At 68.6% G+C, this 24,430-nt stretch carries 29 protein-coding genes; 14 read left to right on the plus strand and 15 right to left on the minus strand.

What is annotated here, in order from left to right:
- Positions 1-28 precede the first annotated feature (28 nt).
- Both G7043_RS27325 and G7043_RS27330 read left to right on the plus strand, forming a co-directional pair.
- Positions 29-646: a DJ-1/PfpI family protein gene (locus G7043_RS27325; RefSeq protein WP_166050326.1), complete on the plus strand. Its 618-nt coding sequence runs from the start codon at positions 29-31 to the stop codon at positions 644-646.
- A 4-nt stretch (positions 647-650) separates the two neighbouring features.
- Positions 651-1,085 (plus strand): MarR family winged helix-turn-helix transcriptional regulator, encoded by a 435-nt coding sequence (locus G7043_RS27330; RefSeq protein WP_313888092.1) that lies wholly within the window; start codon positions 651-653, stop codon positions 1,083-1,085.
- Between the two features lie 30 nt (positions 1,086-1,115).
- Here G7043_RS27330 and G7043_RS27335 read toward each other — a convergent pair whose 3' ends face one another.
- The 12 genes from G7043_RS27335 to G7043_RS50445 form a co-directional block, all read right to left on the minus strand.
- The gene (locus G7043_RS27335) at positions 1,116-1,727 is read right to left on the minus strand and encodes a cyclase (protein ID WP_166050328.1); all 612 of its coding nucleotides are present in this window, start codon (positions 1,725-1,727) and stop codon (positions 1,116-1,118) included.
- A gap of 163 nt (positions 1,728-1,890) precedes the next feature.
- Positions 1,891-2,217, minus strand: a complete 327-nt coding sequence (locus G7043_RS27340) for a hypothetical protein (RefSeq protein ID WP_166050330.1) — start codon at positions 2,215-2,217, stop codon at positions 1,891-1,893.
- A 121-nt stretch (positions 2,218-2,338) separates the two neighbouring features.
- Positions 2,339-3,034 (minus strand): sirohydrochlorin chelatase, encoded by a 696-nt coding sequence (locus G7043_RS27345; RefSeq protein ID WP_166050332.1) that lies wholly within the window; start codon positions 3,032-3,034, stop codon positions 2,339-2,341.
- On the minus strand, positions 3,031-3,903 hold the full coding sequence (locus G7043_RS27350) for an ABC transporter permease (protein WP_166050334.1): 873 nt from the start codon (positions 3,901-3,903) through the stop codon (positions 3,031-3,033). Before G7043_RS27350 ends, G7043_RS27345 begins: the two co-directional genes overlap by 4 nt.
- On the minus strand, positions 3,887-4,663 hold the full coding sequence (locus G7043_RS27355) for an ABC transporter ATP-binding protein (protein WP_166050336.1): 777 nt from the start codon (positions 4,661-4,663) through the stop codon (positions 3,887-3,889). Before G7043_RS27355 ends, G7043_RS27350 begins: the two co-directional genes overlap by 17 nt.
- 21 nt (positions 4,664-4,684) lie before the next feature.
- The gene (locus G7043_RS27360) at positions 4,685-5,734 is read right to left on the minus strand and encodes an ABC transporter substrate-binding protein (RefSeq protein WP_166050338.1); all 1,050 of its coding nucleotides are present in this window, start codon (positions 5,732-5,734) and stop codon (positions 4,685-4,687) included.
- 14 nt (positions 5,735-5,748) lie between these two features.
- Entirely contained in the window at positions 5,749-7,089 is a 1,341-nt protein-coding gene (locus G7043_RS27365; protein ID WP_166050340.1) for a sulfate adenylyltransferase subunit 1, read from the minus strand.
- A complete protein-coding gene (gene cysD, locus G7043_RS27370) occupies positions 7,090-8,007 on the minus strand; it encodes a sulfate adenylyltransferase subunit CysD (RefSeq protein ID WP_166050342.1) in 918 nt (305 codons plus the stop codon).
- Complete coding sequence (locus tag G7043_RS27375) at positions 8,004-8,699, minus strand: phosphoadenylyl-sulfate reductase (protein ID WP_313888093.1); 696 nt, start codon at positions 8,697-8,699, stop codon at positions 8,004-8,006. The genes cysD and G7043_RS27375 overlap by 4 nt, the downstream gene beginning before the upstream one ends.
- Positions 8,696-8,854 (minus strand): hypothetical protein, encoded by a 159-nt coding sequence (locus G7043_RS27380; protein WP_030472080.1) that lies wholly within the window; start codon positions 8,852-8,854, stop codon positions 8,696-8,698. Before G7043_RS27380 ends, G7043_RS27375 begins: the two co-directional genes overlap by 4 nt.
- Positions 8,851-10,530 (minus strand): nitrite/sulfite reductase, encoded by a 1,680-nt coding sequence (locus tag G7043_RS27385; RefSeq protein ID WP_278185881.1) that lies wholly within the window; start codon positions 10,528-10,530, stop codon positions 8,851-8,853. Before G7043_RS27385 ends, G7043_RS27380 begins: the two co-directional genes overlap by 4 nt.
- A 110-nt stretch (positions 10,531-10,640) precedes the next feature.
- On the minus strand, positions 10,641-10,871 hold the full coding sequence (locus G7043_RS50445) for a putative leader peptide (RefSeq protein WP_390828153.1): 231 nt from the start codon (positions 10,869-10,871) through the stop codon (positions 10,641-10,643).
- 87 nt (positions 10,872-10,958) lie between these two features.
- On the opposite strand from G7043_RS50445, the gene hemW reads away from it, so the two are divergent.
- The gene (gene hemW, locus G7043_RS27390; protein ID WP_166050345.1) at positions 10,959-12,167 is read left to right on the plus strand and encodes a radical SAM family heme chaperone HemW; all 1,209 of its coding nucleotides are present in this window, start codon (positions 10,959-10,961) and stop codon (positions 12,165-12,167) included.
- Here hemW and G7043_RS27395 read toward each other — a convergent pair whose 3' ends face one another.
- Positions 12,168-12,392 (minus strand): hypothetical protein, encoded by a 225-nt coding sequence (locus G7043_RS27395; RefSeq protein WP_166050347.1) that lies wholly within the window; start codon positions 12,390-12,392, stop codon positions 12,168-12,170. It abuts the gene before it with no gap.
- A gap of 34 nt (positions 12,393-12,426) precedes the next feature.
- Positions 12,427-14,148 carry a hypothetical protein gene (locus tag G7043_RS27400; RefSeq protein WP_207311803.1) on the minus strand — a complete coding sequence of 574 codons (1,722 nt, stop codon included), beginning with the start codon at positions 14,146-14,148 and terminating at the stop codon, positions 12,427-12,429.
- A 174-nt stretch (positions 14,149-14,322) separates the two neighbouring features.
- Here G7043_RS27400 and hrcA point away from each other — a divergent pair, with 174 nt between their 5' ends.
- The 6 genes from hrcA to G7043_RS27430 all read left to right on the plus strand — a co-directional run bounded on the left by hrcA (position 14,323) and on the right by G7043_RS27430 (position 19,332).
- Entirely contained in the window at positions 14,323-15,345 is a 1,023-nt protein-coding gene (gene hrcA / locus G7043_RS27405) for a heat-inducible transcriptional repressor HrcA (RefSeq protein ID WP_166050349.1), read from the plus strand.
- A gap of 42 nt (positions 15,346-15,387) precedes the next feature.
- A complete protein-coding gene (gene dnaJ / locus G7043_RS27410) occupies positions 15,388-16,536 on the plus strand; it encodes a molecular chaperone DnaJ (protein ID WP_166051032.1) in 1,149 nt (382 codons plus the stop codon).
- Positions 16,533-17,264 (plus strand): 16S rRNA (uracil(1498)-N(3))-methyltransferase, encoded by a 732-nt coding sequence (locus tag G7043_RS27415; protein ID WP_166050351.1) that lies wholly within the window; start codon positions 16,533-16,535, stop codon positions 17,262-17,264. The genes dnaJ and G7043_RS27415 overlap by 4 nt, the downstream gene beginning before the upstream one ends.
- Positions 17,265-17,748: 484 nt before the next feature.
- The gene (locus G7043_RS27420) at positions 17,749-18,405 is read left to right on the plus strand and encodes an alpha/beta hydrolase (RefSeq protein ID WP_166050353.1); all 657 of its coding nucleotides are present in this window, start codon (positions 17,749-17,751) and stop codon (positions 18,403-18,405) included.
- A gap of 9 nt (positions 18,406-18,414) precedes the next feature.
- Positions 18,415-19,005, plus strand: coding sequence for a TetR/AcrR family transcriptional regulator (locus G7043_RS27425; protein WP_166050355.1), 591 nt, complete (start codon positions 18,415-18,417; stop codon positions 19,003-19,005).
- A gap of 9 nt (positions 19,006-19,014) precedes the next feature.
- Entirely contained in the window at positions 19,015-19,332 is a 318-nt protein-coding gene (locus G7043_RS27430; protein ID WP_166050357.1) for an HIT domain-containing protein, read from the plus strand.
- A gap of 3 nt (positions 19,333-19,335) precedes the next feature.
- Here G7043_RS27430 and G7043_RS27435 read toward each other — a convergent pair whose 3' ends face one another.
- Positions 19,336-20,094: a GNAT family N-acetyltransferase gene (locus tag G7043_RS27435; RefSeq protein WP_166050359.1), complete on the minus strand. Its 759-nt coding sequence runs from the start codon at positions 20,092-20,094 to the stop codon at positions 19,336-19,338.
- A gap of 144 nt (positions 20,095-20,238) precedes the next feature.
- Here G7043_RS27435 and G7043_RS27440 point away from each other — a divergent pair, with 144 nt between their 5' ends.
- The 5 genes from G7043_RS27440 to G7043_RS27460 are packed head-to-tail and all read left to right on the plus strand — an operon-like array spanning position 20,239 to position 24,402.
- Positions 20,239-21,288, plus strand: coding sequence for a PhoH family protein (locus G7043_RS27440; RefSeq protein ID WP_313888094.1), 1,050 nt, complete (start codon positions 20,239-20,241; stop codon positions 21,286-21,288).
- Positions 21,289-21,293: 5 nt separating this feature from the next.
- The gene (gene ybeY / locus G7043_RS27445) at positions 21,294-21,839 is read left to right on the plus strand and encodes an rRNA maturation RNase YbeY (protein WP_086667736.1); all 546 of its coding nucleotides are present in this window, start codon (positions 21,294-21,296) and stop codon (positions 21,837-21,839) included.
- A gap of 5 nt (positions 21,840-21,844) precedes the next feature.
- Positions 21,845-23,134, plus strand: a complete 1,290-nt coding sequence (locus G7043_RS27450) for a hemolysin family protein (RefSeq protein ID WP_166050360.1) — start codon at positions 21,845-21,847, stop codon at positions 23,132-23,134.
- Entirely contained in the window at positions 23,127-23,462 is a 336-nt protein-coding gene (locus G7043_RS27455) for a cytidine deaminase (RefSeq protein ID WP_166050362.1), read from the plus strand. Before G7043_RS27450 ends, G7043_RS27455 begins: the two co-directional genes overlap by 8 nt.
- A 43-nt stretch (positions 23,463-23,505) precedes the next feature.
- The gene (locus G7043_RS27460; protein ID WP_166050364.1) at positions 23,506-24,402 is read left to right on the plus strand and encodes a carbohydrate-binding protein; all 897 of its coding nucleotides are present in this window, start codon (positions 23,506-23,508) and stop codon (positions 24,400-24,402) included.
- Positions 24,403-24,430: the final 28 nt, after the last annotated feature.

A 24,430-nucleotide genomic window follows, 5' to 3' on the forward strand; every position in this document is an offset into this window, starting at 1 on the left:
ATGCTGTCGAATATGACAGTCTACTGTCATGACAACGCAGACGGTGTACCTCGGCCTCTACGACGAGCTCGCGGACTGGGAGTACGGCCATGTGGCCGCGCAGGTGAGCATGCAGCAGTTCCAGGTGCGGCCAGGGCGCTACGAGATCAAGACGGTCGGGCTCACGCTCGACCCGATCCGCACTCTGGGTGGTGTGCGGATGCTGCCGGACGTCGCTCTGTCCGACGTTTCGCTGGACGACGCCGCGATGCTCGTGCTGCCGGGTGGCGACGGGTGGGAGACCGGCGCGCTGGCGGCGTTCGGGAAGCTCGCGCGGCGGTTCCGCGAGGCGGGCAAGCCGGTGGCGGCGATCTGCGGTGCGACGGTGGGGCTCGCGGCCGAGGGGCTGCTGGACGACGTGGCGCACACGTCGAACTTCCCTCAGGGACTTGGTTCTTACGGCGGCGCGGCGCTGTACCGCGACGAACGGGTCGTGCGCGCTGATGGCGTGATCACGGCGGGTGGCGCGAGCTCGCTGGAGTTCGCGCGGGAGGTGCTGGCGGAGCTGGAGACGTTCTCTCCCAAGACTTTGACTGCTTGGTACGAGTTCAACCGCGACGACACCGCCGAGGCGTTCGGGAAGCTGGTGGCGAGTGTCCAGGAGTGAGTCGGTGCCCAGGACTGAATCAGGTGACGTGCTGACCGACGTCGTGATGAGGACTTTCCGTTTGTACGGAGCGTTTCTCGACGCGGCCGAGGTGATGACGAAGCCGGTCGGTCTGACCGCGGCGTGGTGGCAGGTGCTGGGCGCGGTGCTGCGCGAACCGCTGTCGGTCTCGGGCATCGCCCGCGAGATGGGGCTGGCCCGCCAGTCCGTGCAACGGATCGCGGACCTGTTGGTGGACAAGGGTTTGGCCGAATACCTGCCGAACCCGGCGCATCAGCGGGCCAAGTTGGTGCGGCCGACCGAGGAGGGTTACGCGGCCATCGAGCGGTTGCGGGAAGCGCAGCACGAGTGGGCGAACCGCGTCAGTGCGCAGGTCTCACTGGAAGACCTGCGCACGACGCTCGCCACGATGACCGCTCTGGTCGCGGCTACCTCCTGATGCCCGGCAGGGGTTGGGGCATCAGGAGTGCTAGCCGATCGTGGTGGTGGTGAGCACGGGGCTCGGGTCCGGGTAACCCTTCGCGGCGGCGTTGATCGGGATCCCGATGACCGTGACGACCGCGGTGAAGGTGAGGCCGGGCGCGTCGTAACTGGTGCCGCCGAGCTTCGTGGTGATGGTGCCGGTGCCGCCGGCCTGCAGGTTGATCGTCACGGTGGGCAGCTCGAAGTCCGCCCCGCCCTTGATCGGCCCGGGAACGCTGAGCACGACGTCGTTGCCCTGCAAGGCGATCGTCGGCGTGCCGCCCAGTCCCGCGCCGCCGGACAGCGAGGCGGACTGGAACTTCGAGTTGCCGGGCACCGGCAGCTTCAGCGCGAGTCCTTTGATCTCCCGCACCTGCCGCCCGCCGGCCTCGGTCGGGATCTTGTTCGGCGCGGGGTCGATGGTGACCTTGAGGGTGCCGTTGGGCGCGACCGTCGCCGGTGCACTGGCGTCAACACCCTGGTCGAGCGTGAAGTCCGACGACTGCCCGGCGGCGCTCGCCCGGAGCTTGTAGGTGATGGTCTGCGGTGCTGCTGACGCGTTGGTGGCGAACAACAGCATCGGTACCAGTGCGGCTGCTGCAATTCCGGCTAGCTTCATGACCTCTCCCCGATGAGTGGACGAGGGACATTTCCAGCACGCGGCGTAACCCTTGACTACTCATGAGTAGGTTTTCACGTCAACAGTTCACACTTCACATCGCCCGAACGGCGCTGTGGATTCGATCTTGTGGCGGCGGCCGGAAGTGGCGAGTCCGAGCGGGTCAGCGCCGCTTCGAGGTGCTGTGGCCCAGCGTGCCGATCGCCGTCAGCACGAAGCCGGCGAAGAAGAGACCAAAGCCCAGCGGCAGGTTGGGCCCTCCGACGCTGGGGGTCGGGCGGTGCGGTGGGGAGGGGAAGCCCGGCGGAGCGGGGACAGGCACGTCCGTGGGCATCAGGACGCCGTACATGACGACACCGAGGCCGGCTATCGCCAGGAGGGTGCCCGCCCACACGAACGCCTTGACCCACAAGGGTGCCCCGGACAGGTCGTGGTGGTGGCCGGAACGGCGTCGTCTGCGCGAGAAGCCGCCGTGGCCGAAATCGTGCATGGTGCCCCCCGGTGCCGTTTGCGCAGTTGATACCACGCTATGGCCCCGTGTCGTGGCGTTTCGACGGATCAGGCCGGCGGCGAGGGCCAACCACGGTCGGGTACCTGTCCAGCCAGAGGAGCTAAGCGGCGACCGTCTGGCGTGCCAACGCGGAGTCGTAGCGGTCCAGCACGAGCTGAGCCACCTCGACGTCGTCACCCAACGGCCGCGCCACCACGGCGTCACCAGCCAGGGACGCCACCTTGTCCGGCAGCAGACCGGGTGCGAGGAACCAGGACGCGACGGCGATCCGCGTGGCCCCACGAGCCTTCAACCGCTCGACGGCGGTGGGCACGTCAGGCGACGCGATCGACGCGAACGCGGGCTCCACGCCGGCCCAGCCGGACTCGCGAGCCCACCGCCGGGCGACGCGCGCCACGGCCTCGTTCGCGGGGGCGTGCGAGGACCCGGCACCGGCCAGCACCACGCCCAAGGACCTGTCGCCGAACGAAACCCCGGCCTCGGAAAGCCGTCGCAAGGCCGCCGACTCCAGCCGTGGATCCGGCCCCAGCACATCGGTGACCACGGCAGGCACCCGAGACTCGGCAACGGCGGCCGGCACGTCGACCCGTGCGTGATAGGCCTTGCCCAGCAACAAAGGCACGACCACCGCGGGTTCGCGCAGCACGTCGTTCAACCGAGGCGCGCACAGGTCGAGGAAGCCCCCGCGGACGTCCAGCTCCGGCCGCAGCGACCGCACGACGTCCAACAGAGCGTGGATCGACGCGGCCGAACGGGGATCACGGCTGCCGTGCGCGACGGCGATCAACGGCGTCACAGCGCACCCGTCAATCCGCGGGCCCGCAGCACCGCGCGCTCCAACGGGCGGAACAGCAGCAGTTCGATGCCGATGCCCACCAACAGGATCAGGAAGATCGCCGCGATCACCATGTTGATGTCGTTCAACGACGACCCGTTGTGCAGATACTGGCCGAGCCCGACGCCGAGCTGCGGCGAGGTCGCGATGATCTCCGCGGCCATCAGCGACCGCCACGAGAACGCCCAGCCCTGCTTCAGACCGGCCAGGTAACCGGGCAGCGCGGCGGGCAACAGGATGTGTCGCGCCGAGGCCAGTCGCCCCGCGCCCAGAGCCCGTCCCACGCGCGGCAGCAGCGGCGGGATCTGGTCGATGCCGGCCACCAGACCGTTGGCGATCGACGGCACCGAACCCATCAGCACCACGAAGTAGATCGTGGACGGCGTCACGCCGAACCACAGGATCGCCGCCGGAACCCAAGCCACCGAAGGAAGTGACTGCAGGCCGGTCAGCAGCGACCCGATCGCCGCGCGCACCACCCGCACCTTGGCGATCAGCAATCCGAGCGGTGTCGCGATCAGCACCGCCGCGATGAACCCGAACACCGCGCGGTGCAACGAGGTCCAGAGAATGCTGAACGCCTCGCCGGAGGCGATCGAGCTGACCAGCTCGTTCCACACGTTGACCGGGGCGGGCAGCTGGAACTCCGGCAGCAGAGCCGAAGCCCACAACGCCTGCCACACGCCCAAAAGCAGTGCGAACGCGATGATCGGTGGCACGCCCGTTTTGAGGAAACGGCGCCACAACGGCGGCTTTTGTGCCTCTACGGGCACGTCCAGCGCGTCGAGGCCGGCGCCGACCTTGTCGAGCGTGTCAGGAGGCGTGGCCACTGATGACCTCTCGCAGATGGGTGTTGATCTCGTCGAGCACCTCGTTCGAGGAGTCCGTGACGTCCCACTCGCGCACGACGCGGCCGGGACGCGAGGACAGCAGCACGACGCGCTGGCCGAGGCGCACGGCCTCGCGCACGTCGTGCGTCACGAAGATGATCGCGGTGTTCGTGGTCTCCCACACGCGCAGCAGTTCGCTCTGCAGCACGTCCCGCGTGATGGCGTCCAACGCCGCGAACGGCTCGTCCATCAGCAACAGGGCCGGAGCGCCGTCCGGGGACACGGTGGTGGACGCCAGCGCGCGAGCCAGAGCCACGCGCTGACGCATACCACCGGAAAGCTCGTGCGGACGCTTGTCCGCGACGTCGCCGAGCCGCACCAGTTCCAGCAGCTCCAGCGCACGACGCTTGCGCGCCAACCGGCCGACGCCGGCGAAGCGCAACGCCAGTTCGACGTTGCGGGCAGCGGTCAGCCACGGCATCAAAGCGGGTTCCTGGAACATCACGGCCGGGCGCGACGTGTTGAGCTGCAGCTCACCCGACGTCGCGCCGTCCAGGCCGGCGACGATGTTCAGCAGCGTGCTCTTGCCGCAGCCCGACGCACCGAGGAGACACACGAACTCACCCGGCTTGACCTTGAGGTCGACGCCGTCGAGCGCCACCACGGCCGAGCTGCCGTGGCCGAACACCTTGCGAACGCCGGCCAGTTCGACGGCAGTGTCCACAGTAGACGAAACAGTGGTCTCGAGCGTGGCGGTCATGTCCGTGTTCCCCTCGGAAAGTTACTTCTGGTCCAGTCCGGCTGCTTGCACCTGCGGCTTGCCCTGTGCCTGAAGAACCTTGTTCAGCAACGTGAAGTCGGCGTACCCGGCGACGTTCGCCGCCTCCTTGGCCACGCCCGCGGTCACGGCGTCCTTCGCGAGCTGCGGGAAGGTCTTGGCCTGTGCGTCGGTGGTCAGCTCGATGTGGTCCCACGCGGAGTCGAGGATCTTCTCGCCGAGCTTCTTGGACGTGAGCTTCTCCAGCGCGGCGTTCACGGTCTTCTTCGCGTCGCCGGAGTTGGCCTTGGCCCAGTCGACGGCGGCGACGTGGCCCTTGAGCACGGCCTCGACGGTTTCCGGGTGCTCCTGCAGGAACTTCGTCCGCACGATCACCACGGTGGTCGGGAACTGCCCGCCCTCCCACAGCGTCTTCTCGTCCAGCAGCACCTTCGCGCCCGCCTCGGCGACCAGGCGCGACGACCACGGCTCCGGAGACCACGCGCCCTGGATGTCGCCCTTCTTGAACAGGTCGAGCGACTGCGCGTTCTCGACGTTCTGGACGGTGACCTGGCCGGTGAGGTTCTTCTCCGCCAGGTACTTCTTCAGCGACACGTCCTGGGTGTTCGCGAGCTGCGGCGTGGCGACGACCTTGCCCTTGAGGTCCTCGATCGAGTTGATCTCGGGCTTCACCACGAGCTGCGCGCCACCCGAGGTCGCGCCCGCGATGAGCTTCACGGCCTCGCCCTTGGACTTCGCGTAGGCGTTGATCGCCGGGCCGGAACCGATGTAGGCGATGTCAAGTGACTCGCCCAGCAGCGCGTTCACCTCGTCCGGGCCCGCGTTGAACGTCTGCGTCGTGAGCTTGGTGTTGCCGAGCTCCTTGGTGAACAGGCCCTTTTCGACGCCGATCAACGCGGCGGCGTGCGTCACGTTCGGGAAGTACCCGAGGCGAACCTCGGTCGCGGCACCCTTGGACTGGGCGACGGGCGCTTCTTCGGTGCCGCGGCGGCTGCAACCGGACAGTGCTGTCAGGGCGATGAGGGCGATGGCGACTGCGGGCTTGAGGTTCACGGGACTGAGGCCTTTCAGGGACCGGGGGAGACGAGGGCGCGGTCGTCCTGGGCAGCGATGTCGCCGCCCTCGGTACAGCTCGCCGCGTCCAACTCCGGCAGCGGCGCGCCGACCAGTCCGGCGGCGAGAGTGCTGCCGTCCGCGGCGTCGATCACCAGGAACGATCCGGTGCGCCGGCTGAAGCTGTAGTCGTCCAGCGGAACGGGCTCTGCCAGCCGCAGAGCCACTCGGCCGATCTCGTTGAGCTCCAGCGAGCTGGGGCTGTCCACACTGGACAACTTCTGCTCGTCGAAGCGGTCGCGCAGTTCGGTGACCATCGCCTGCACGGTGCGCGTGCCGTGCTTGACGAGGACTCGGGCACCGGCGCGGAGAGGCTTCTCCGCGAGCCAGCACAGCGTGGCGTCCAGCTCGTCGGTGACCTTGGGCTCGTTGCCCGCCACCGAGATCAGGTCGCCGCGCGAGATGTCGATGTCGTCGGCCAGCAGCAACGTCACGGACTGACCCGCCGCGGCCTCCGTCAGTTCGCCGTCGGCCGTGTCGATCTTCGTGACGGTCGAGCGACGGCCCGACGGCAGCACGACGATCTCGTCGCCCGGCTTGATCGTGCCGGCCGCGACCAGACCGGCGTAGCCGCGGTAGTCGAGGTGCTCGGCGGTGCGCGGGCGGATCACGTACTGCACCGGGAACCGGAACGGCGCGTCGTGCGGGTCGGGCTCGACCGGCACGTTCTCCAGGTGCTCCAACAGGGTCGGGCCCTCGTACCACGGCGTGTTCGCGGACTTCTCCACGACGTTGTCGCCGGCCAGCGCGGACACCGGGATCTCGACCACGGCGTCCTCGGTGTAGCCGAGCGCCGTCGCGTGCGCCGTGAACTCCTTGGCGATGCGGGAGAACGTCACCTCGTCGTAATCCACGAGGTCGATCTTGTTGACCGCGAGGACGAGCCGGGGCACGCCCAGCAGCGCGAGCACCGCCGCGTGCCGCCGGGTCTGCTCGATGACGCCCTTGCGCGCGTCGACGAGCAGGACCGCGAGCTGCGCGGTGGAGGCGCCGGTGACCGTGTTGCGGGTGTACTGCACGTGGCCCGGGGTGTCCGCGAGCACGAACGACCGCTTGGGCGTCGCGAAGTAGCGGTACGCCACGTCGATCGTGATGCCCTGCTCGCGCTCCGACCGCAGGCCGTCGACCAGCAGCGACAGGTCCGGCGTCGCGAGCCCGCGGTCGGCGGACGCGCGGTGCACGGCGTCGAGCGTGTCGGCGAGCACGGACTTGGTGTCGTAGAGCAGCCTGCCGACGAGCGTGGACTTTCCGTCGTCCACGCTGCCTGCGGTAGCCAGCCTCAACAGGTCGCTCATTTAGAAGTAACCCTCCCGCTTGCGGTCTTCCATGGCGGCCTCGGACAACCGGTCGTCGGCCCGCGTGGCGCCGCGCTCGGTCAGTCGGGACGCGGCGACCTCGGCGATCACCGCGTGGATGTCGGCGGCGTCGGACTCGACGGCGCCCGTGCAGGAGCCGTCGCCGACCGTGCGGTAGCGAACCACCTTGCGCTGCAACGTCTCGCCCTCACGCGCGGTACCCCACGGGCCCTCGGCGAGCCACATGCCGTCGCGCAGGAACACCTCGCGCTCGTGCGAGTAGTAGATGTCCGGCAGCTCGATGCCCTCGCGCTCGATGTAGTTCCACACGTCGAGCTCGGTCCAGTTGGACAGCGGGAACACGCGGACGTGCTCACCGGCGCGGTGCCGGCCGTTGTAGAGGTTCCACAGCTCGGGGCGCTGGCGCTTCGGGTCCCACTGGCCGAACGCCGTGCGCAGGCTGAAGATCCGCTCCTTGGCGCGGGCGCGTTCCTCGTCCCGGCGACCGCCGCCGAACACCGCGTCGAACTTGTGCTGCGTGATGGAGTCCAGCAGCGGCACGGTCTGCAGCGGGTTGCGGGTGCCGTCCGGGCGCTCCTCGAGGCGGCCGTCGTCGATCCAGTCCTGGACCTTCGCGACCTCGAGGCGCAGACCGTGCTGTGCCACCACGCGGTCGCGGAACTCGATGACCTCGTCGAAGTTGTGCCCGGTGTCGACGTGCAGCAGCGGGAACGGCACCGGCGCCGGGTAGAACGCCTTGATCGCGAGGTGCAGCAGCAGCGTCGAGTCCTTGCCACCGGAGAAGAGGATCACCGGCCGGTCGAACTCGCCCGCGACCTCGCGGAAGATGTGGATCGCCTCCGATTCGAGGCGCCCCAGGGTGTCCAGTGCTGTGCTAGTTGCAATTTTGGCAGTCATCCGTGCAACCCACATTCCGTCTTCGACTGGCCGGCCCACCGGCCGCTGCGGGCGTCCTGCCCCGGCAACGGCTTCGCGGTGCACGGCAGGCAGCCGATGGAGGGATACCCCTCCTGCACCAGCAAGTTCTCGAGGATGCCCTTCTCGCGGATGTAGGCGTTGAACTCGTCATCGCTCCACGGCGCGATCGGGTTGATCTTCACCAGGCCGTTGCGCTCGTCCCACTGCACGATCGGCGTGTTCGCGCGGGTGGGCGCGTCGACGCGGCGCACACCGGTGACCCAGGCGTCGTACTTCGCGAGCTCGCGGCGCAGCGGCACGACCTTGCGCAGGTTGCAGCACTTCGCTGGATCCGACTGGTACAGCAGGCCGAACTCGCGTTCCTGGTCCTCGACCGACTGCTCGGCGGCGGCGTTCACGATGCGCACGTCCGGGTAGACGACCCCGACGGCGTCGCGCACACCGATGGTCTCCGGGAAGTGGTAACCCGTTTCCAGGAACAGCACGTCGAAGTCCGGCTTCACCTTGGCGGCGAGGTCGATCAGCACGGCGTCCTGCATGTTGGAAGCGACGATGTAGCTGTCGCCGAACGTCCGCGCGACCCACTCCAGCGCCTCTTCGGCGCTCGCGTCCTTCAGCTCCAGTTCCGCGGCCTCAGCGACGATCTTGAGGTCTTCCTTGAGATCGCTCACTTCTTCACCTCCTGCGGCAGGTTGAGCCCGACGAACGAGACCTTGAAGACGCGGCGGCATCCGGTGCACAGCCACGCGTAGCTGGGTTCCTCCTGCGGGCGAAGGTCCTCGTCACCGCAGTAGGGGCAGTAGAACGGCGTCGCGCGTTCGCTCATCGAAGCGATGCCTCCTCGGCGCGGCCGACCCACTGGGCGAAACGCTCGTCCTCCTCGCGCTGGGCGACGAAGTTCCGCACGACCCGCTCGACGTACTCGGGCAGCTCGTTCGCGGTGACCTTGTGGCCGCGCAGCTTCCGGCCGAACCCGGCGTCCAGACCGAGGCCGCCGCCGAGGTGCACCTGGAAGCCCTCGACCTGGTTGCCCTGCTCGTCCGTGACGATCTGGCCCTTCAGGCCGATGTCCGCGGTCTGGATGCGGGCGCAGGAGTTGGGGCAGCCGTTGATGTGCACGGTGATCGGCGCGGTGACGCCGTCGACGATGTCCTTCAGGTTGGCTTCGAGCTGCGTGACGAGGTCGTTGGCGCGGGCCTTGGTCTCGACGATCGCGAGCTTGCAGAACTCGATGCCGGTGCAGGCCATGATGCCCCGGCGCCACGGCGACGGGTCGACCTGCAGGCCCAGCTTGGCGAGGTCGCTCTTGAGCGTGGGGACCTCGGCCTCGGGCACGTCCAGCACGATGATCTTCTGCTGCGGCGTGAACCGGACGCGCTGGGAGCCCGCCCGTTCGGCGATCTTCGCGACCTCGACCAGGATCGAGCCCGAGACCCGGCCCGCGACCGGCGCGGCGCCGACGTAGAACAGGCCGTCCTTCTGCTTGTTCACTCCGATGTGGTCGAGCTGCTGGCTGAGGACTTCCGGCGCCGGGCCGTCGATCATCTTGCGCTTGAGGTACTCGTCCTCCACGACCTGGCGGAACTTCTCCGGACCCCAGTCCGCGACGAGGAACTTGATGCGCGCGCGGTGCCGGAGCCGGCGGTAGCCGTAGTCGCGGAAGACGCTGATGACGGCTTCCCACACGTCCGGGACCTCGTCCAGCGGCACCCAGGCGCCGAGCCGCTTGCCCAGCATGGGGTTCGTGGACAGGCCGCCGCCGACCCAGAGGTCGAAGCCGGGACCGTGCTCGGGGTGGTTCACGCCGACGAACGCGATGTCGTGGATCTCGTGCGCGACGTCCTGCAGCCCGGAGATGGCGGTCTTGAACTTGCGCGGCAGGTTGGAGAACCGCGGGTCGCCGATGTAGCGCTCGAGGATGGTGTCGATCGCCGGCTGACCGTTGATGATCTCGTTCTCCGAGATGCCCGCGACCGGCGAGCCGAGGATGACGCGCGGGCTGTCGCCGCACGCCTCCATCGTGGTGAGCCCGACCGCTTCCAGCTTCTGCCAGATGGTGGGAACGTCCTCGACCTGGATCCAGTGGTACTGGATGTTCTGCCGGTCGGTGATGTCGGCGGTGTCGCGCGCGTAGGTCTGCGAGATCTCGCCGAGCACCTTGAGCTGCTGAGTGGTGAGTGCGCCACCGTCACTGCGGACGCGCATCATGAAGAACTCGTCGTCCAGCTCTTCCGGCTCCAGCGTGGCCGTGCGGCCGCCGTCGATACCGGGCTTGCGCTGCGTGTACAGGCCGTACCACCGGAACCGTCCGCGCAGGTCGGCCGGGTCGATCGAGTCGAAACCGCCGTGGGCGTAGATGTTCTCGATGCGGGCGCGGACGTTGAGCGGGTTGTCGTCCTTCTTGCTCCGCTCGTTGGGGTTCAGCGGCTCTCGGTAACCGAGCGCCCACTGCCCCTCGCCGCGACGCTGCTTGGCGCGCGGTGACGTCTGCGGCGGGACCATCGCCATCCTCCGGGGTTTCGAGGCGCTTCGTGCGCGTGCGAGCCCAGAGGTGCTTGTGGTGGGGGTCTCGTCAGCGCACCAAGCGCCGACGGGAACAAATCAGCGCGCGGTTATGCCGAGCGACGGCACATCGCGCTGGAGACACGACGGAAGTCGACGTGGCGGCGGGCCACGAGGCGGACTCCAGTCGAATGCATGACCTCAGTGTGCCTGGCGTCCAGTGCATGGTCCACCGCCAACCGAATGCTGGGATTGACGAGGGGAAGTTGACATCCTAGGCTGGTTTCGCTCCGTGATGTGTCTGTCACCGACAGACACAACGCCTGGCTGGACACCGCCATCCGGGGCTAGGGCCTGTATCGAAGTCTGGATCCGCGATAGCCGGGTCCAGACTTCGATACAGGCCCTGGTGGTGGACACTGAACGTCATGCCCTCCGCTTTGCCCGAAGGCGAGCCCGCGCCCGCCGACGGTTCGCTTCCCCCTTCCGCCCTCGCCGGTGTCGGTTCCCGCCCGTTCGGCATCTACGTGCACGTGCCGTTCTGCGCGACCCGCTGCGGCTACTGCGACTTCAACACCTACACGCCCGGCGAGCTGGGCACCTCCGCGTCGCCCGAGTCGTGGCTGGAGGGCCTGCGCCGCGAACTGGACCTGGCGGCCTCCGTTCTCGGTTCGCCCCCGCCCGCTTCGACCGTCTTCGTGGGCGGCGGCACCCCGTCGCTGCTGGGCGCCTCGGGCCTGACTGATGTATTGGATGCGATATATCAGTCGTTCGGCCTGGCCGCGGGCGCCGAGGTGACGACCGAGTCGAACCCGGAGTCGACGTCGCCCTCGTTCTTCGAGGGCATCCGCTCGGCCGGCTACACGCGCGTGTCGCTGGGCATGCAGTCCGCGGCCCGGCACGTGTTGCAGGTGCTCGACCGCAAGCACACGCCAGGACGTCCGGTCGACGCCGCGCGCGAGGCCCGCGCCGCCGGCTTCGAGCACGTGAACCTGGACCTGATCTACGGCACGCCGGGGGAGCGCCCCTCGGATCTGGCCACCTCCCTGGACGCCGTCCTGGAGTCGGGCGTCGACCACGTGTCCGCGTACGCGTTGATCGTGGAGGACGGCACCGGACTCGCCCGCCGCATCCGTCGTGGTGACCTGCCGATGCCGGACGACGACGTGCTGGCGTCGTCCTACGAGATGGTCGACTCCGTGCTGTCCGGTGCCGGTTTCTCCTGGTACGAGGTGTCGAACTGGGCAACTACTGTCGAGGCGCAGTGCCAGCACAACGTCCTGTACTGGAAGGGCGCCGACTGGTGGGGCTTCGGCCCGGGAGCGCACAGCCACGTCGGCGGAGTTCGGTTCTGGAACGTGAAGCACCCGGCGCGCTACTCGTCGCTGCTGGCCGAGGGGCTCTCGCCCGCGGCCGGGCGCGAGGTGTTGTCGGACGAGGACCAGCGGGTCGAGCGGGTGCTGCTGGAGCTGCGCCTCGCCTCTGGGTTGCCTCTCGACGTGCTGGACGACGCCGGGCGTGAGGAAGCGAAGCAGGCGATCGCCGACGGGCTGCTCGAACCGTTCGACGATCGCTGCGTGCTGACCGACCGGGGCCGACTGCTGGCCGACGCCGTGGTCAGGCGGCTGTTGCCGTGATCAGCGGGCGCGCAGGTCGTGCTGGCTGCGCACCTCGGTGATCTCCTGCCCGTCCTTGCGATACGTCACCGTGCCCCACCACAACCCGTCCTCCCGGCGGGCCTCCTCCCAGACGACGGTGCCCTCCCACCACTCGTCGTCGCTGTGCACCAGGCACGCCTTGCCGGGCTGCTCCCCATCGGGCGGCTCTCCATCGGGTGGCCGCAGCCACACCACGTTGTCCACGTTTGGACCCTAGCGACCACCACCGACAGAAACGCTAGGGTCGAGGGACCTTGATGCCGGCGTAGCGGTCCCAGCCCTCCGAGATCCGTTTGAAGTACAGCTCGGCCTGGTTGGCGTCGACCACCCAGTTCCACTCTCCGGTCGGTGGCGCCGGATACGCCTTCACCTGCGCCGCAACGATTTGCGCCTCGTCGAGCCCGGTCCAGATCGTGCGCGCGAGCTCGGTGGACGGCTGCTGCACGTAGATCCGGTAACCGAAGTACGCCTTCGCGACCGCCCGATGCAGCTTCGCGGTCAGCACCGTACGTTCGAAGTAGGACTTCAGCTGCGCATAGTCGTTGGGACGCAGCAACTTCCGGACGCGCTCGACATCGCGCAACGACGCTTCGGCGAGCTGGACGCCGTGGTCCTTCTCGACTTTGAGGTACGAGAGGTACTCCGAAGTCATCAGGTTGCCGGGTGTGACCCAGCCGCGGTCGAGCACGTAGCCGGCCTCGCGCCGCAGGACGCCGTCGGTCTTGCAGTGCGGCGGCGACAGGTGGTTCGCGACGTCGATCCAGTAGTGGAACTTCTTGTTGACGCCGTGCCGCACGAACGTCTCGGGTGGGTCGATCCACTTGCCGGACACGCTGCGGTGGTAGCTGGAGCAGTACGGGTCGTAGTCCAGCCGTGAGTGGTTCGCGCTGTTGCTGCCCAACGTGTAGAGCGTCGAGGTGATGATTTCCGGCGACCGGGCGAGGGCACGGGCGACGTGAGGTGAAGCGAGCAGGCCGTACCTGCGGGCCGCGAACTCCAGGTAGATCTGCGAGTTCGAGGCTCCTTCCGAAGCGCGCTTCAACGCGAACAGGTTGATCTCGGTGGGCGTGCCCACGATCCGCGACTCGGCGTAGCGGTCGGTGCGGGCGACGTAACCGATCACGTTGGGGAGCTTGCGGTAGTGCCGGAGCCGGTCGGCGTGCTCGGCGACGAACGCGTTCGCGATCTTGCCCTGGCCGTTGTACTCGCCGGTGGTGTCGTACTCGATGAGCACCGGGCGTTTGATGCGCGGCACCGTGACGTCGACTGGGTGGGTGAGGAAGAAGTCGTGCGGCTGCGCCTTGGCCATGACGCGCACGCGCTTGTTCTGGACGCGGTCGATCGCGCCGATCGTGCGGTCCATCTCGACGGGGTAGTAGCCGAACGTGCGCAGGTACAGCAGCATGCCGCGCTCGTCGATCACGGATGCGATCTGGTCGACGAGGTAGGCGAGCTTCTCCTCGGCGGTCTTCAAACGGGTGGAGTGCTGGTTCTCGACACGGGCACCGGTCTCGATGAACGTCAGGATGATCGAGTCCACCTGCGGCACCAGGTCGAGCATCGCGCGGTAGTCGCCCCGGAACCACTCCCAGAACGCCGGGTTGTCGAGGTCGATCGTGCCGCCGGGGCCGGTGCGGAACTCGGCTGGGTAGTAGGTCAGGTTGTAGAGGGCGTGGTCCCAGGCCGCGACCTCCCTGATGCCCGACGCGTGGGCCAGTGAGGTGAGCCGGTTCACCTGCGCCTGTCTGCGCGGGTCGCGGACCTCCTGCAGGTCGTGCACCACCTCGTGGGACAGCTGCAGGTGGTTGACCCGGTACTTCTTCGCGGACGCGATCACCTCGTCGGCGCCCGCGTCGCTGTCGGAGAGGATCGTCCAGCCCCGGATCGAGTCGTGCGCCGCCGCGACGCCAGGTGGCGAGAGCAGCATCACCGCCAGGAACAGACACCAGAACTTGCGCATGCGCACCCCTCACTTGACCGGGGCGACGGCGCTCTAACCCAACGGTTCGGTTGAGCGGTCGGTCAAGGGAACCGGCGAGTTCTGCGGTGTTTACATTCGGTGGACCTCAGAGCCGGGACCAGGCGGGAAACCGGCTGGGTAAACTCGGGAGTACGGGACACGGAGGTGAACAGCGTGAACGCCGATGAGCGTCGGTTCGAGGTGCTGCGCGCCATCGTCGCCGACTACGTGTCCAACCAGGAGCCCGTCGGGTCGAAAGCCCTGGTCGAGCGGCACAACCTGGGTGTGTCGAGCGCGACCGTGCGCAACGACATGGCCGCCCTGGAGGACGAGGGCTACATCGCCCAGCCGCACACCAGCGCCGGTCGGGTGCCGACGGACAAGGGCTACCGGCTGTTCGTCGACAAGCTGAGCGAGATCAAGCCGCTCTCGCAGGCGGAGAAGCGGGCCATCCGGAGCTTCCTCGACGGGGCGCTCGACCTCGACGACGTGATGCGCCGCAGCGTGCGGTTGCTCGCACAGCTCACCCGGCAGGTCGCGGTGATCCAGGTGCCGACCCTGTCCCGCGCGGCCGTGCGGCACCTCGAGGTGCTGCCGATCACGCCGTCCCGGCTGATGCTGGTGCTGATCACCGACACCGGCCGCGTCGACCAGCGGATCGTCGAGCTGGGCGACGTGATCAGCGAGGAGCACACGGCCCAGCTGCGCGGGGTGCTGAACACCGCGATGGCGGGCCAGCGCCTGGCCGACGCCTCGGCCAAGGTCGCCGAACTCCCCGACGAGGTTCCGCCGAACCTGCGCGACCCGATGCTGCGAGTCGCTACCGTGCTCATCGAGACGCTGGTCGAGCACCCGGAGGAACGGCTGGTGCTCGGCGGCACCGCGAACCTCACCCGCAACATCACGGACTTCCCCGGATCGCTGCGGCAGGTGCTGGAAGCGCTCGAGGAACAGGTGATCGTGCTCAAGCTGCTCGCCGCCTCCCGCGACCCCGGTCGCGTGCTGGTGCGCATCGGCGAGGAGAACGAGGCGGCTGAGATGCGCAGCACTTCCGTGGTGTCCATCGGCTACGGCAGCCGTGACAATCCGCTCGGGGGTCTGGGCGTCGTGGGACCGACGCGCATGGACTACCCCGGAACAATGGCGGCCGTCCGCGCGGTTGCCAACTACGTCGGTGAGATCCTGACCGGTCGTTGACCAGAAACTTCTTGCACTGAGATGAACACGAAAGCGAACAAGGTGGCCAGGGATTACTACGGCATCCTCGGTGTCTCGCAGAATGCGACACAGGATGAGATCAAGCGCGCCTATCGCAAGCTCGCCAGGCAGCTGCACCCGGACGTCAATCCCAACGAGGAGGCCCGCTTCAAGGAGGTGACGGCCGCCTACGAGGTGTTGTCGAACCCCGAGAAGCGCCGCGTCGTCGACCTGGGAGGCGACCCGCTCGACTCGGGCGGCGGTGGCCGCCCCGGCGGTGACCCGTTCGCGGGCTTCGGCCTCGGCGACATCATGGACGCCTTCTTCGGCGCCTCGACCGGCGGCGGTCGTGGTCCGCGCAGCCGCGTGCAGCCGGGCTCCGACGCGTTGATCCGGCTCGACATGACGCTGGAGGAGTGCGCGGCCGGCGCGACCCGTGAGCTGACCGTCGACACCGCGATCCTGTGCGACCGCTGCCACGGCGCCGGCACCCAGAACAACTCCAAGCCGGTCCAATGCGACACCTGCAACGGCCGCGGCGAGGTCCAGTCCGTGCAGCGCTCGTTCCTGGGCCAGGTCGTGACGTCGCGCCCGTGCCCGGTGTGCCGCGGCTTCGGCGAGGTCATCCCCGACCCGTGCCAGCAGTGCGCCGGTGACGGCCGCACGCGGTCGCGCCGCACGATCTCCGTGAACATCCCCGCCGGTGTCGCCGAGGGCATGCGCGTGCGCCTCGCGGGCCAGGGCGAGGTCGGCCCCGGCGGTGGCCCGGCCGGCGACCTCTACGTCGAGGTCGAGGAGCACCCGCACGAGATCTTCGAACGCGACGGCGCCGACCTGCACTGCGTGGTGCAGATCCCGATGACGACGGCCGCGCTGGGCGCCACCCTGCCGTTGAAGACGCTGGACGGCGAGGAAGAACTGCAGATCGAGCCCGGTACGCAGCCGAACACGCAGCTCGTGATGACTGGCCGCGGCATGCCGAAGCTGCGCTCCACCGGCCGCGTCGACGGTCGCGGCGACCTGCACGTGCACCTCGAGGTCGTCGTGCCGACGAAGCTCGACGCCGCGCAGGCGTCGCTGCTGCGCGACCTCGCCGAGCTGCGCGGTGAGAACGAGCCCTCGTTGTCGCACAACGGCAAGGGCGGAGGCGGACTGTTCTCCCGGCTGCGCGCCTCGCGCGGCCACCGGTGACGCTGCCGGTCTTCCTCGTCCCGGCGCTCCCGCCGGGCGAGGAGTTCGTGCTGGACGGCCCCGAAGGCCGGCACGCCGCCACGGTGCGCCGGCTGCGCGCGGGCGAGGAGCTCGTGCTGTCCGACGGTTCCGGCGCGCTCGTGCGGTGTTCGGTGGTCGCGGTCGAGCGCGATGCGTTGTCGCTGCGCGTGGTCGAGCGTTCCGTGGAGCCCGAACCGACGCCGCGCGTCGTGCTCGCCCAGGCGTTGGTGAAGGGCGACCGCGGCGAACTCGCCGTCGAGCTGGCCACCGAGGCCGGTGTGGACGGTGTGGTGCCGTGGCGAGCCTCCCGGTGCGTGGCGAAGTGGGAGGACGGCCCGCGCGGCACGAAAGCGTTGGGGCGCTGGCGATCCACGGTTCGTGAGGCGGCCAAGCAGGCCCGCCGTGCGCGGGTGCCGTTCGTCGACGAACCCGTGAGCACGACCCAGCTTTCCCAGCGCGTGTCGTCGTCGGCGCTGACGCTCGTGTTGCACGAGAGCGCGACCGAACGGCTCGCCGACGTTCCGTTGCCGGCTGCCGGGGACGTGCTGCTGGTGGTCGGTCCGGAAGGTGGGATCACGCCGGAGGAACTGGACGCCTTGCGATCTTCGGGCGCGCGGATCGTCCGATTGGGCCCAACCGTTCTGCGTGCATCTACCGCTGCGGCGGTTGCTCTTGGTGCGCTCGGGGTACTCACCGCGCGCTGGTGATCCAGTTCACTCCGAAGGTGAACATCGGATGGATTGGCTTGACGCAAGTTGTAGCGAATCGCAGGCCGATGGGGTTACCCTAGTTTGCAGAGGGGTTGATTGGTCTATCCGGAAACGGAGTAGACCATTAGACCCTTCACACCAAAGGACTCGCCGGACACCTCCCCCCTCGGTCCGGCGTCGGCGCCTCGCGGCGAAGCGACCCCCAGGCTTCGGACCGCGAGGCGCCCCTTTTGGTTTTGGTGCAGGCTGCTCGGCGCTGGCGCGCCTTCGCGGCCAGCACCAAAAGCGTGTCTTTTGGGGGCCGAGCCCCCAAACCCCACGCCGGGGGCAAGCCCCCGGACCCCCATGGGCCGCCTCGCCTTCGGCGTCGGCAGGCCCTGTCAAAATCTTCGCGCCGCCTGCATCCCTCCGCATCTCACCGCGTCTCCCCGCGTTGGCCTTGCTTCCCGGCTAATTGTTGGCGTTCGCGTAAGTTCTGCGTGTGCAGCGGATTGCTTACGGTGATCACCCCAGTCAGTTCGGCGAGCTTCATTTTCCCGAGGGCGCGACTCAGGGTGCTGTTGTCGTCATTCACGGTGGTTTTTGGCACCAGCGCTACGGGCTGGAACTCGGGCGGCCCCTCGCGGACACCCTTGTCGCCGACGGATTTGCCGTCTGGAACATCGAATACCGGCGTGTGAGCGGCGGTGGGGGATGGCCGCAAACCGGGGAGGACGTGCTCGCCGCCATCAACGCCGTCGACATCGGGCCCGTGGTGACGCTCGGACACAGCGCCGGAGGCCATCTCGCTGTGTGGGCGGCCAAGCACAGCGCGCGAGTGGTCGGAGCTGTCGCTCAGGCGGCCGTGCTCGACTTCACCCGGCACGTCACGCCGCGGGCGCTGGAGTTGTGTTCCGAAGAGCAGTTCGCGGAGGCCTCGCCGGCCGCGCTCGTGCCCATCGGCAAGCCGGTGATCTGCGTGCACGGCGATCAGGACGAGGACGTGCCGGTCGCGCAGAGCATCGGCTTCTGCGAGGTCGAGCCGCAGGCCGAACTCGTCGTGGTGGCCGGGGGCGGGCACATGGACATGATCACGCCGGGCACGGAGTCGTGGGAGAGGTCCCGCGCGGCTGTCGTTCGGCTTGCTCGCGACTGCTAAAAAGGGCCGGTGCCGAAGGTTGTCGACCACGAGGAACGTCGCCGCGAGCTTGCCGAGGCCGTGTGGCGCATCGTGCAGCGCGACGGGATCGACCACGCCTCCGTGCGTGCCGTCGCGGCCGAGTCCGGGTGGTCGAGCGGGTCGTTGCGCCATTACTTCCCGACGCAGGACGCGTTGCTCGGGTTCGCGATGGAGCTCGCGTACCGGCGGTTCATCGCACGGTTGGAGAAGCTCGACACCTCGGTCGGCAACCGCGAGTTGTTGAGGGCCGTCGCGCACGAATTGCTCGCCCTGGACGACGAACGGCGCGTTGAGGCCGCCGTGTTGTTGTCGTTCTTGCCGCGCGCGATGGTCGAACCGTCGTTGCACGAGTTGGAGCGCTACGGCACGCGACATTTGTACGGCGAGATCGCGGGCCTTCTCACCGCTGCTCAGAAGGCAGGGCAACTGCGGGACGGTGTTGTGCCGATGAAGTCGGCGCGGCGGCTGATCGTGCTGATCGACGGACTCAACATCCACCACGGGCTCGGGCCCGAGGAACTCACCGCCGACGACATGATCGAGGCCGTCGACGAGCAACTGGACGCCATCTTCGCTTAGCTGGAGGGCATGTCCTGTTTGTTCTGCCGCATCGTCGACGGTGAGGTTCCCGCGACGATCGTGCACGAGACCAAGACGACGCTCGCCTTCCGCGACCTCCACCCGAAGGCGCCGGTGCACGTGCTGCTCATTCCGCGCGAGCACGTGCCGAACGCCGTCGACCTGAACGGCGAACAGCTCGGCGACCTCTTCGCCGCCGCGCGAGAGGTCGCCGAAGCCGAAGGTGTGTCGGAGAGCGGCTACCGGTTGCTGTTCAACACCGGGCCGGACAGCGGGCAGGTGATCTTTCACGCCCACCTGCACCTGCTGGGCGGCGAGAAGCTCTGACTCTCACCCGAGCGCGAGCGAGGCGGGCGTGAAGTACCTCGACCGATCTCCCGGCGCCTCCGTCGCGCCGTACACCATCAGACTGCAGCCCTTGCGCGGCTCGAACCCGCCGGCCAGCAGGTAGGCGGCGACATCGGCGTTCGTGGTGTCGATGCGGAACGACTGCTCGCCGACGACCACGTCGGAGATCATCGCGCACGCGTCCGCCGCGGTGGGCGCGATCAACGGGCCGACCGCGCGGCCGTTCGCCAGCGCGCGGGTGCCGACCACGCCGAGTCCTCCGGCGAACTCCGCGACGTGCAGCGAGTACTTCGACGGCGCGAAGTCCCAGAACGCTGTCCGCGAGTACCCGGACACCTCCCGGTCCAGCGCTGCCAACACGGGCAGGTCGGCCTCGGTGACCGGCCGGGTCACGCCGGCCGCCGCGCCGGTGAGCACGCCGTGGTACTCGGTCGTCACCTCGACCGGGTGAAAGCCGAGCTTGGCGTACAGCGGCTCACCCATGGCCGTCGCATACAGCACGGACACCGGCGTCGGACTGATATCCAATATGTTGGACATCAACGCGGTTCCGACACCCCGGCGTTCGGCCCAGGTGCCGACCAGTACGCCGCTGATCGCCTGCGCTTCGGGATACGGGGTCGACAGCGCCGTGCCCAAGAGGGCCCCGCCGTCAAAGGCGCCGAGGCCCGGGCCGAGTGAGAGCATCAGCTCCCACTGCGCCGAGGTCCACGTCCAACCTCGGTCCGTGATGAGTTTCATGCACTCGGGTATGTCGTCGACACCAAGCCTGCGGATCTCCACAGTCGGTGAGCACACACGGTGAGCAAAGCGGTAGCCACTCATTTTCGCCCGGACTAGCATCGACGCATCAGATCCGAGCGACAGGAAGCAGGCCGGGGCCACGTGGCCGAAGAAACACAGCAGAGCACCAAGGAAGGTCAGTCCCGGTTCGCCGTGCCAGACGGCGCGGTGCTCAGCCTGCTGGGGTCGCGTGACGAGAACCTCCGGCTCGCGGAGGAACTGCTCGACGCCGACGTCCACGTGCGCGGGAACGAGATCACCTTGTCCGGCGACCCCGCCGACGTGGCCTTCGCCGAGCGCGTCTTCTCCGAGCTCGTCACCCTCGCGAGCCGCGGCCAGGCCGTCGACCAGAACACGGTCCGCCGCACCGTCGCGATGCTGAGCGCGAACGCCGACGCCTCGCCCGCCGAGGTCCTGAGCCTGGACATCATCAGCCGCCGCGGCCGCACGATCAGGCCGAAGACGCTGAACCAGAAGCACTACGTCGACGCGATCGACAAGAACACCATCGTGTTCGGCATCGGCCCCGCAGGCACCGGCAAGACGTACCTCGCCATGGCCAAGGCCGTGCAGGCGCTGCAGGCCAAACAGGTCAACCGGATCATCCTCACCCGCCCGGCCGTCGAGGCCGGCGAGCGCCTCGGCTACCTGCCGGGCACGCTCTACGAGAAGATCGACCCGTACCTGCGCCCGCTCTACGACGCGCTGCACGACATGGTCGACCCGGAGTCGATCCCACGCCTCACCCAGGCGGGCACGATCGAGGTCGCACCCCTCGCCTACATGCGCGGTAGGACGCTCAATGACGCGTTCATCATCCTCGACGAGGCGCAGAACACGACGCCCGAGCAGATGAAGATGTTCCTCACCCGGCTGGGCTTCGGCTCCAAGGTCGTGGTGACCGGCGACATCACCCAGGTCGACCTCCCCGGCGGTCAGCGCAGCGGCCTGAAGGTCGTCAAGGACATCCTCGAAGGTGTCGACGACGTGCACTTCTCCGTGCTGACCAGCCAGGACGTGGTGCGCCACCGCCTGGTCGGCGACATCGTCGACGCGTACGAGAAGTGGCAGGTCCAGCAGGACGTCCTGGACCAGAACGGGCCACACCACGGACCCGGTGCACGCCGGGGGAACCAGCGCCGGGGACGATAGGCGCCGTGAGCATCGAGATCGCCAACGAGTCGGGTGTCGGAGTCGACGAGGGTTCCATCGTCTCCGCCGCCCGCTTCGCGCTGGACCGCATGGGCGTGAGCCCGCTGGCCGAGCTGTCCGTCCTGCTGGTCGAGCTGGACGTGATGGCCGACCTGCACGAGCGCTGGATGGACCTGCCGGGCCCGACGGACGTCATGGCCTTCCCCATGGACGAGCTGGACTCCGCGCGCCGGCCCGACGCGGCGGGCCTCGGTCCGGCGCTGCTCGGGGACATCGTGCTGTGCCCCGCGTTCGCCAAGGACCAGGCCAAGAAGGCGGGCCACGGCCTGCTGGACGAGCTGCACCTGCTGACCGTGCACGGCGTGCTGCACCTGCTCGGCTACGACCACGCCGAGCCGGCTGAGGAACGCGAGATGTTCACGCTGCAGAACCGCATCCTCGCGGACTTCCGCAACGCTCGCGACGAGGCCGAACGGGCGGCGCACCAGCGCAGCACGGACGACAAGGTGCTCGGCGCGGTCGGCCTGGACGAGAAGAACGAAGAAGCCTGAGTCCGATGAGCGAGAACCCTGCCAGTGTGATCGTGCTGGCCGTTCTGCTCGTGCTCGCCGCCGGTGTCTTCGCGTGTGTGGACGCCGCGCTCGGCACCGTGTCACGAGCACGGGTGGAGGCGCTGCAACGACAGGGCCGCTGGGGCACCGGGCAGCTGCTGCAGGTCCTCAACGACCGGCCGCGGCACGTCAACCTGTTGCTGCTGCTGCGCCTGTTCTGCGAGCTGTTCGCGACGGTGCTCGTCACGGGCGTGTACCTGCAGTACGTGGAACAGGACTGGCTCGCCGTTCTGTACTCGTGCCTGAGCATGCTCGTCGTGTCGTACGTGCTCGTCGGTGTCGGACCGCGCACGATCGGCCGTCAGCACCCGTACGGCGTGAGCCTGATCGCGGCGGGCACGGTCCGGCAGCTCGGCCGCGTGCTCGGGCCGTTGAGCAAGTTGCTGATCCTCATCGGTAACGCGATCACGCCCGGCAAGGGCTTCCGCGAGGGCCCGTTCTCGTCCGAGGTGGAGCTCCGCGAGCTCGTCGACATGGCGCAGGAACGCGGCGTCGTCGACGAGGGCGAGCGCGAGATGATCCACTCGGTGTTCGAGCTGGGTGACACCATCGCGCGCGAGATCATGGTGCCGCGCACCGAGATCGTGTGGATCGAGCAGGCCAAGTCGCTGCGCCAGGCGCTCGCGCTGTCGTTGCGCACCGGCTACACCCGCGTCCCGGTGATCGGCGAGAGCGTCGACGACGTGCTCGGCGTGGTGAACCTGAAGGACCTCATGCGGGCCACGCTCGCCGAGGACGAGGACCCGAAGTGCGTCTCCGAGCTGATGCGGCCGACGAGCTTCATCCCGGACTCGAAGCCGATCGCGGACCTGCTGCGCGAGATGCAGGTGTCCCGCAAGCACATGGCGATCGTGGTCGACGAGTACGGCGGCACCGCGGGCCTGCTGACGATCGAGGACATCCTCGAGGAGATCGTCGGCGAGATCACCGACGAGTCCGACACCGACGACCGCCCGCCGGTCGAGCACCTCGAGGACGGCGCGGTGCGGGTCAGCGCGCGCCTGCCGGTCGACGACCTCGACGCGTTGTTCGGCACCGAGCTCGACGACCACGAGGTCGAGACCGTCGGCGGCCTGCTCGCGCAACGGCTCGGGCGCGTGCCGCTGCCCGGCACCGAGGCCGAGATCGCGGGCCTGCGCATGCGGGCCGAGGGTGGCAAGGACGAACGCGGCCGCATCCGGGTCACCACTGTGCTCGTGCGTCCGGTGAACAAGGAGAACGAAGAAAATGACTGACATCGGTGCTGAAGACGCGAAACTCGTGACGCTCGCACGGTCTGTTCGCGCCCGTAACGGCGCTGCGGAGGGTGCGGCAGTGCGGGACCTCGACGGCCGCACGTACAACGCGTCCACCGTCGCGTTGCCGTCGCTGAAGCTCACCGCGCTGCAGGCCGCCATCGCCGCCGCGGTGTCGAGCGGTGCCGAGGGCATCGAGGCCGCGGCCGTGGTGACCGACGCGGACTCGCTCGACGAGGGCTCGGTGTCCGCGGTGCGGGACCTCGCGGCAACTGCGCCGGTTTTCCGTGCAACTTCGGCCGGGACCGTCGCCGAGGTGGTTCGCTAGCCCCCAGCGGGCTTGACCCGCACTGACCTGGGGGGAAGTGCTCATGAGACGGTTGTCTGCCTTGTTCAGCGTGCTCGCGATCGCCGCGGGCACGCTTTTCTTTTCCGCGCCTGCGGCGCACGCGACGTGGAGCGACTGGACCGGCCACGGCGGGAAGATGTACGGCACGCCCACCGTCACCACGTGGGGTCCCGGCCGGCTCGACGTGTTCGCGGTGGGCATCGACTACACGTTGAAGCACCGCGTGTACGAGAACGGCCGTTGGCTCGACTGGGAGTCGCTCGGCGGTCACCTCACCACGTCGCCGTCGGCGGTGGCGTGGGGACCGGGCCGCATCGACGTCGTGGCCGGCAACGCGCACGGCGGAGTGCAACGCCTCGTGTACGACGGCGTGTGGCACCCGTGGGAGACGATCGACACCGGCACGTACCGGTACGGCGCGTCCATCTCGTCGCGCGGGCCGGGCAGGCTCGACCTCTTCACCGTCGGACGCGCGGGCGCCGATGACAACAAGCTCTACGTGAAGAGCCTGGAGAACGGCACCTGGTCCGACTGGACGTCGCTGGGCGGCAACCTCACCTCGACGCCCGCCGCGGTGTCGTGGCACGCCGGCCGGATCGACGTCTTCGCCAAGGGCGACGACGACTCGCTGCATCACACGTGGGCCGACAACGGCGTGTGGGGTTCGTGGGAGTCGCTGGGCGGTCGCATCGCCCAAGGGCCTGGCGTTGCGTCGTGGGCGCCCGGCAGGCTCGACGTCTTCGCGCGTGGCACGGACAACGCGCTGTACCACAAGGCGTTCGACACCGTGTGGCACGACTGGGAGTGGCACGGCGGTGTGCTGTCGTCCGGCGTCGGCACCGTGTCGTGGGGTCCGAACCGCATCGACGCTTTCGTCACCGGAAACGATCAGGCAGTTCACCAGAAGGCCTGGTACTGACCTGTCGCGGACGTGACGGAATAGCAGA

The organism is Lentzea alba, assembly GCF_011067745.1.
In the GTDB taxonomy this organism is placed as follows: domain Bacteria; phylum Actinomycetota; class Actinomycetes; order Mycobacteriales; family Pseudonocardiaceae; genus Lentzea; species Lentzea alba.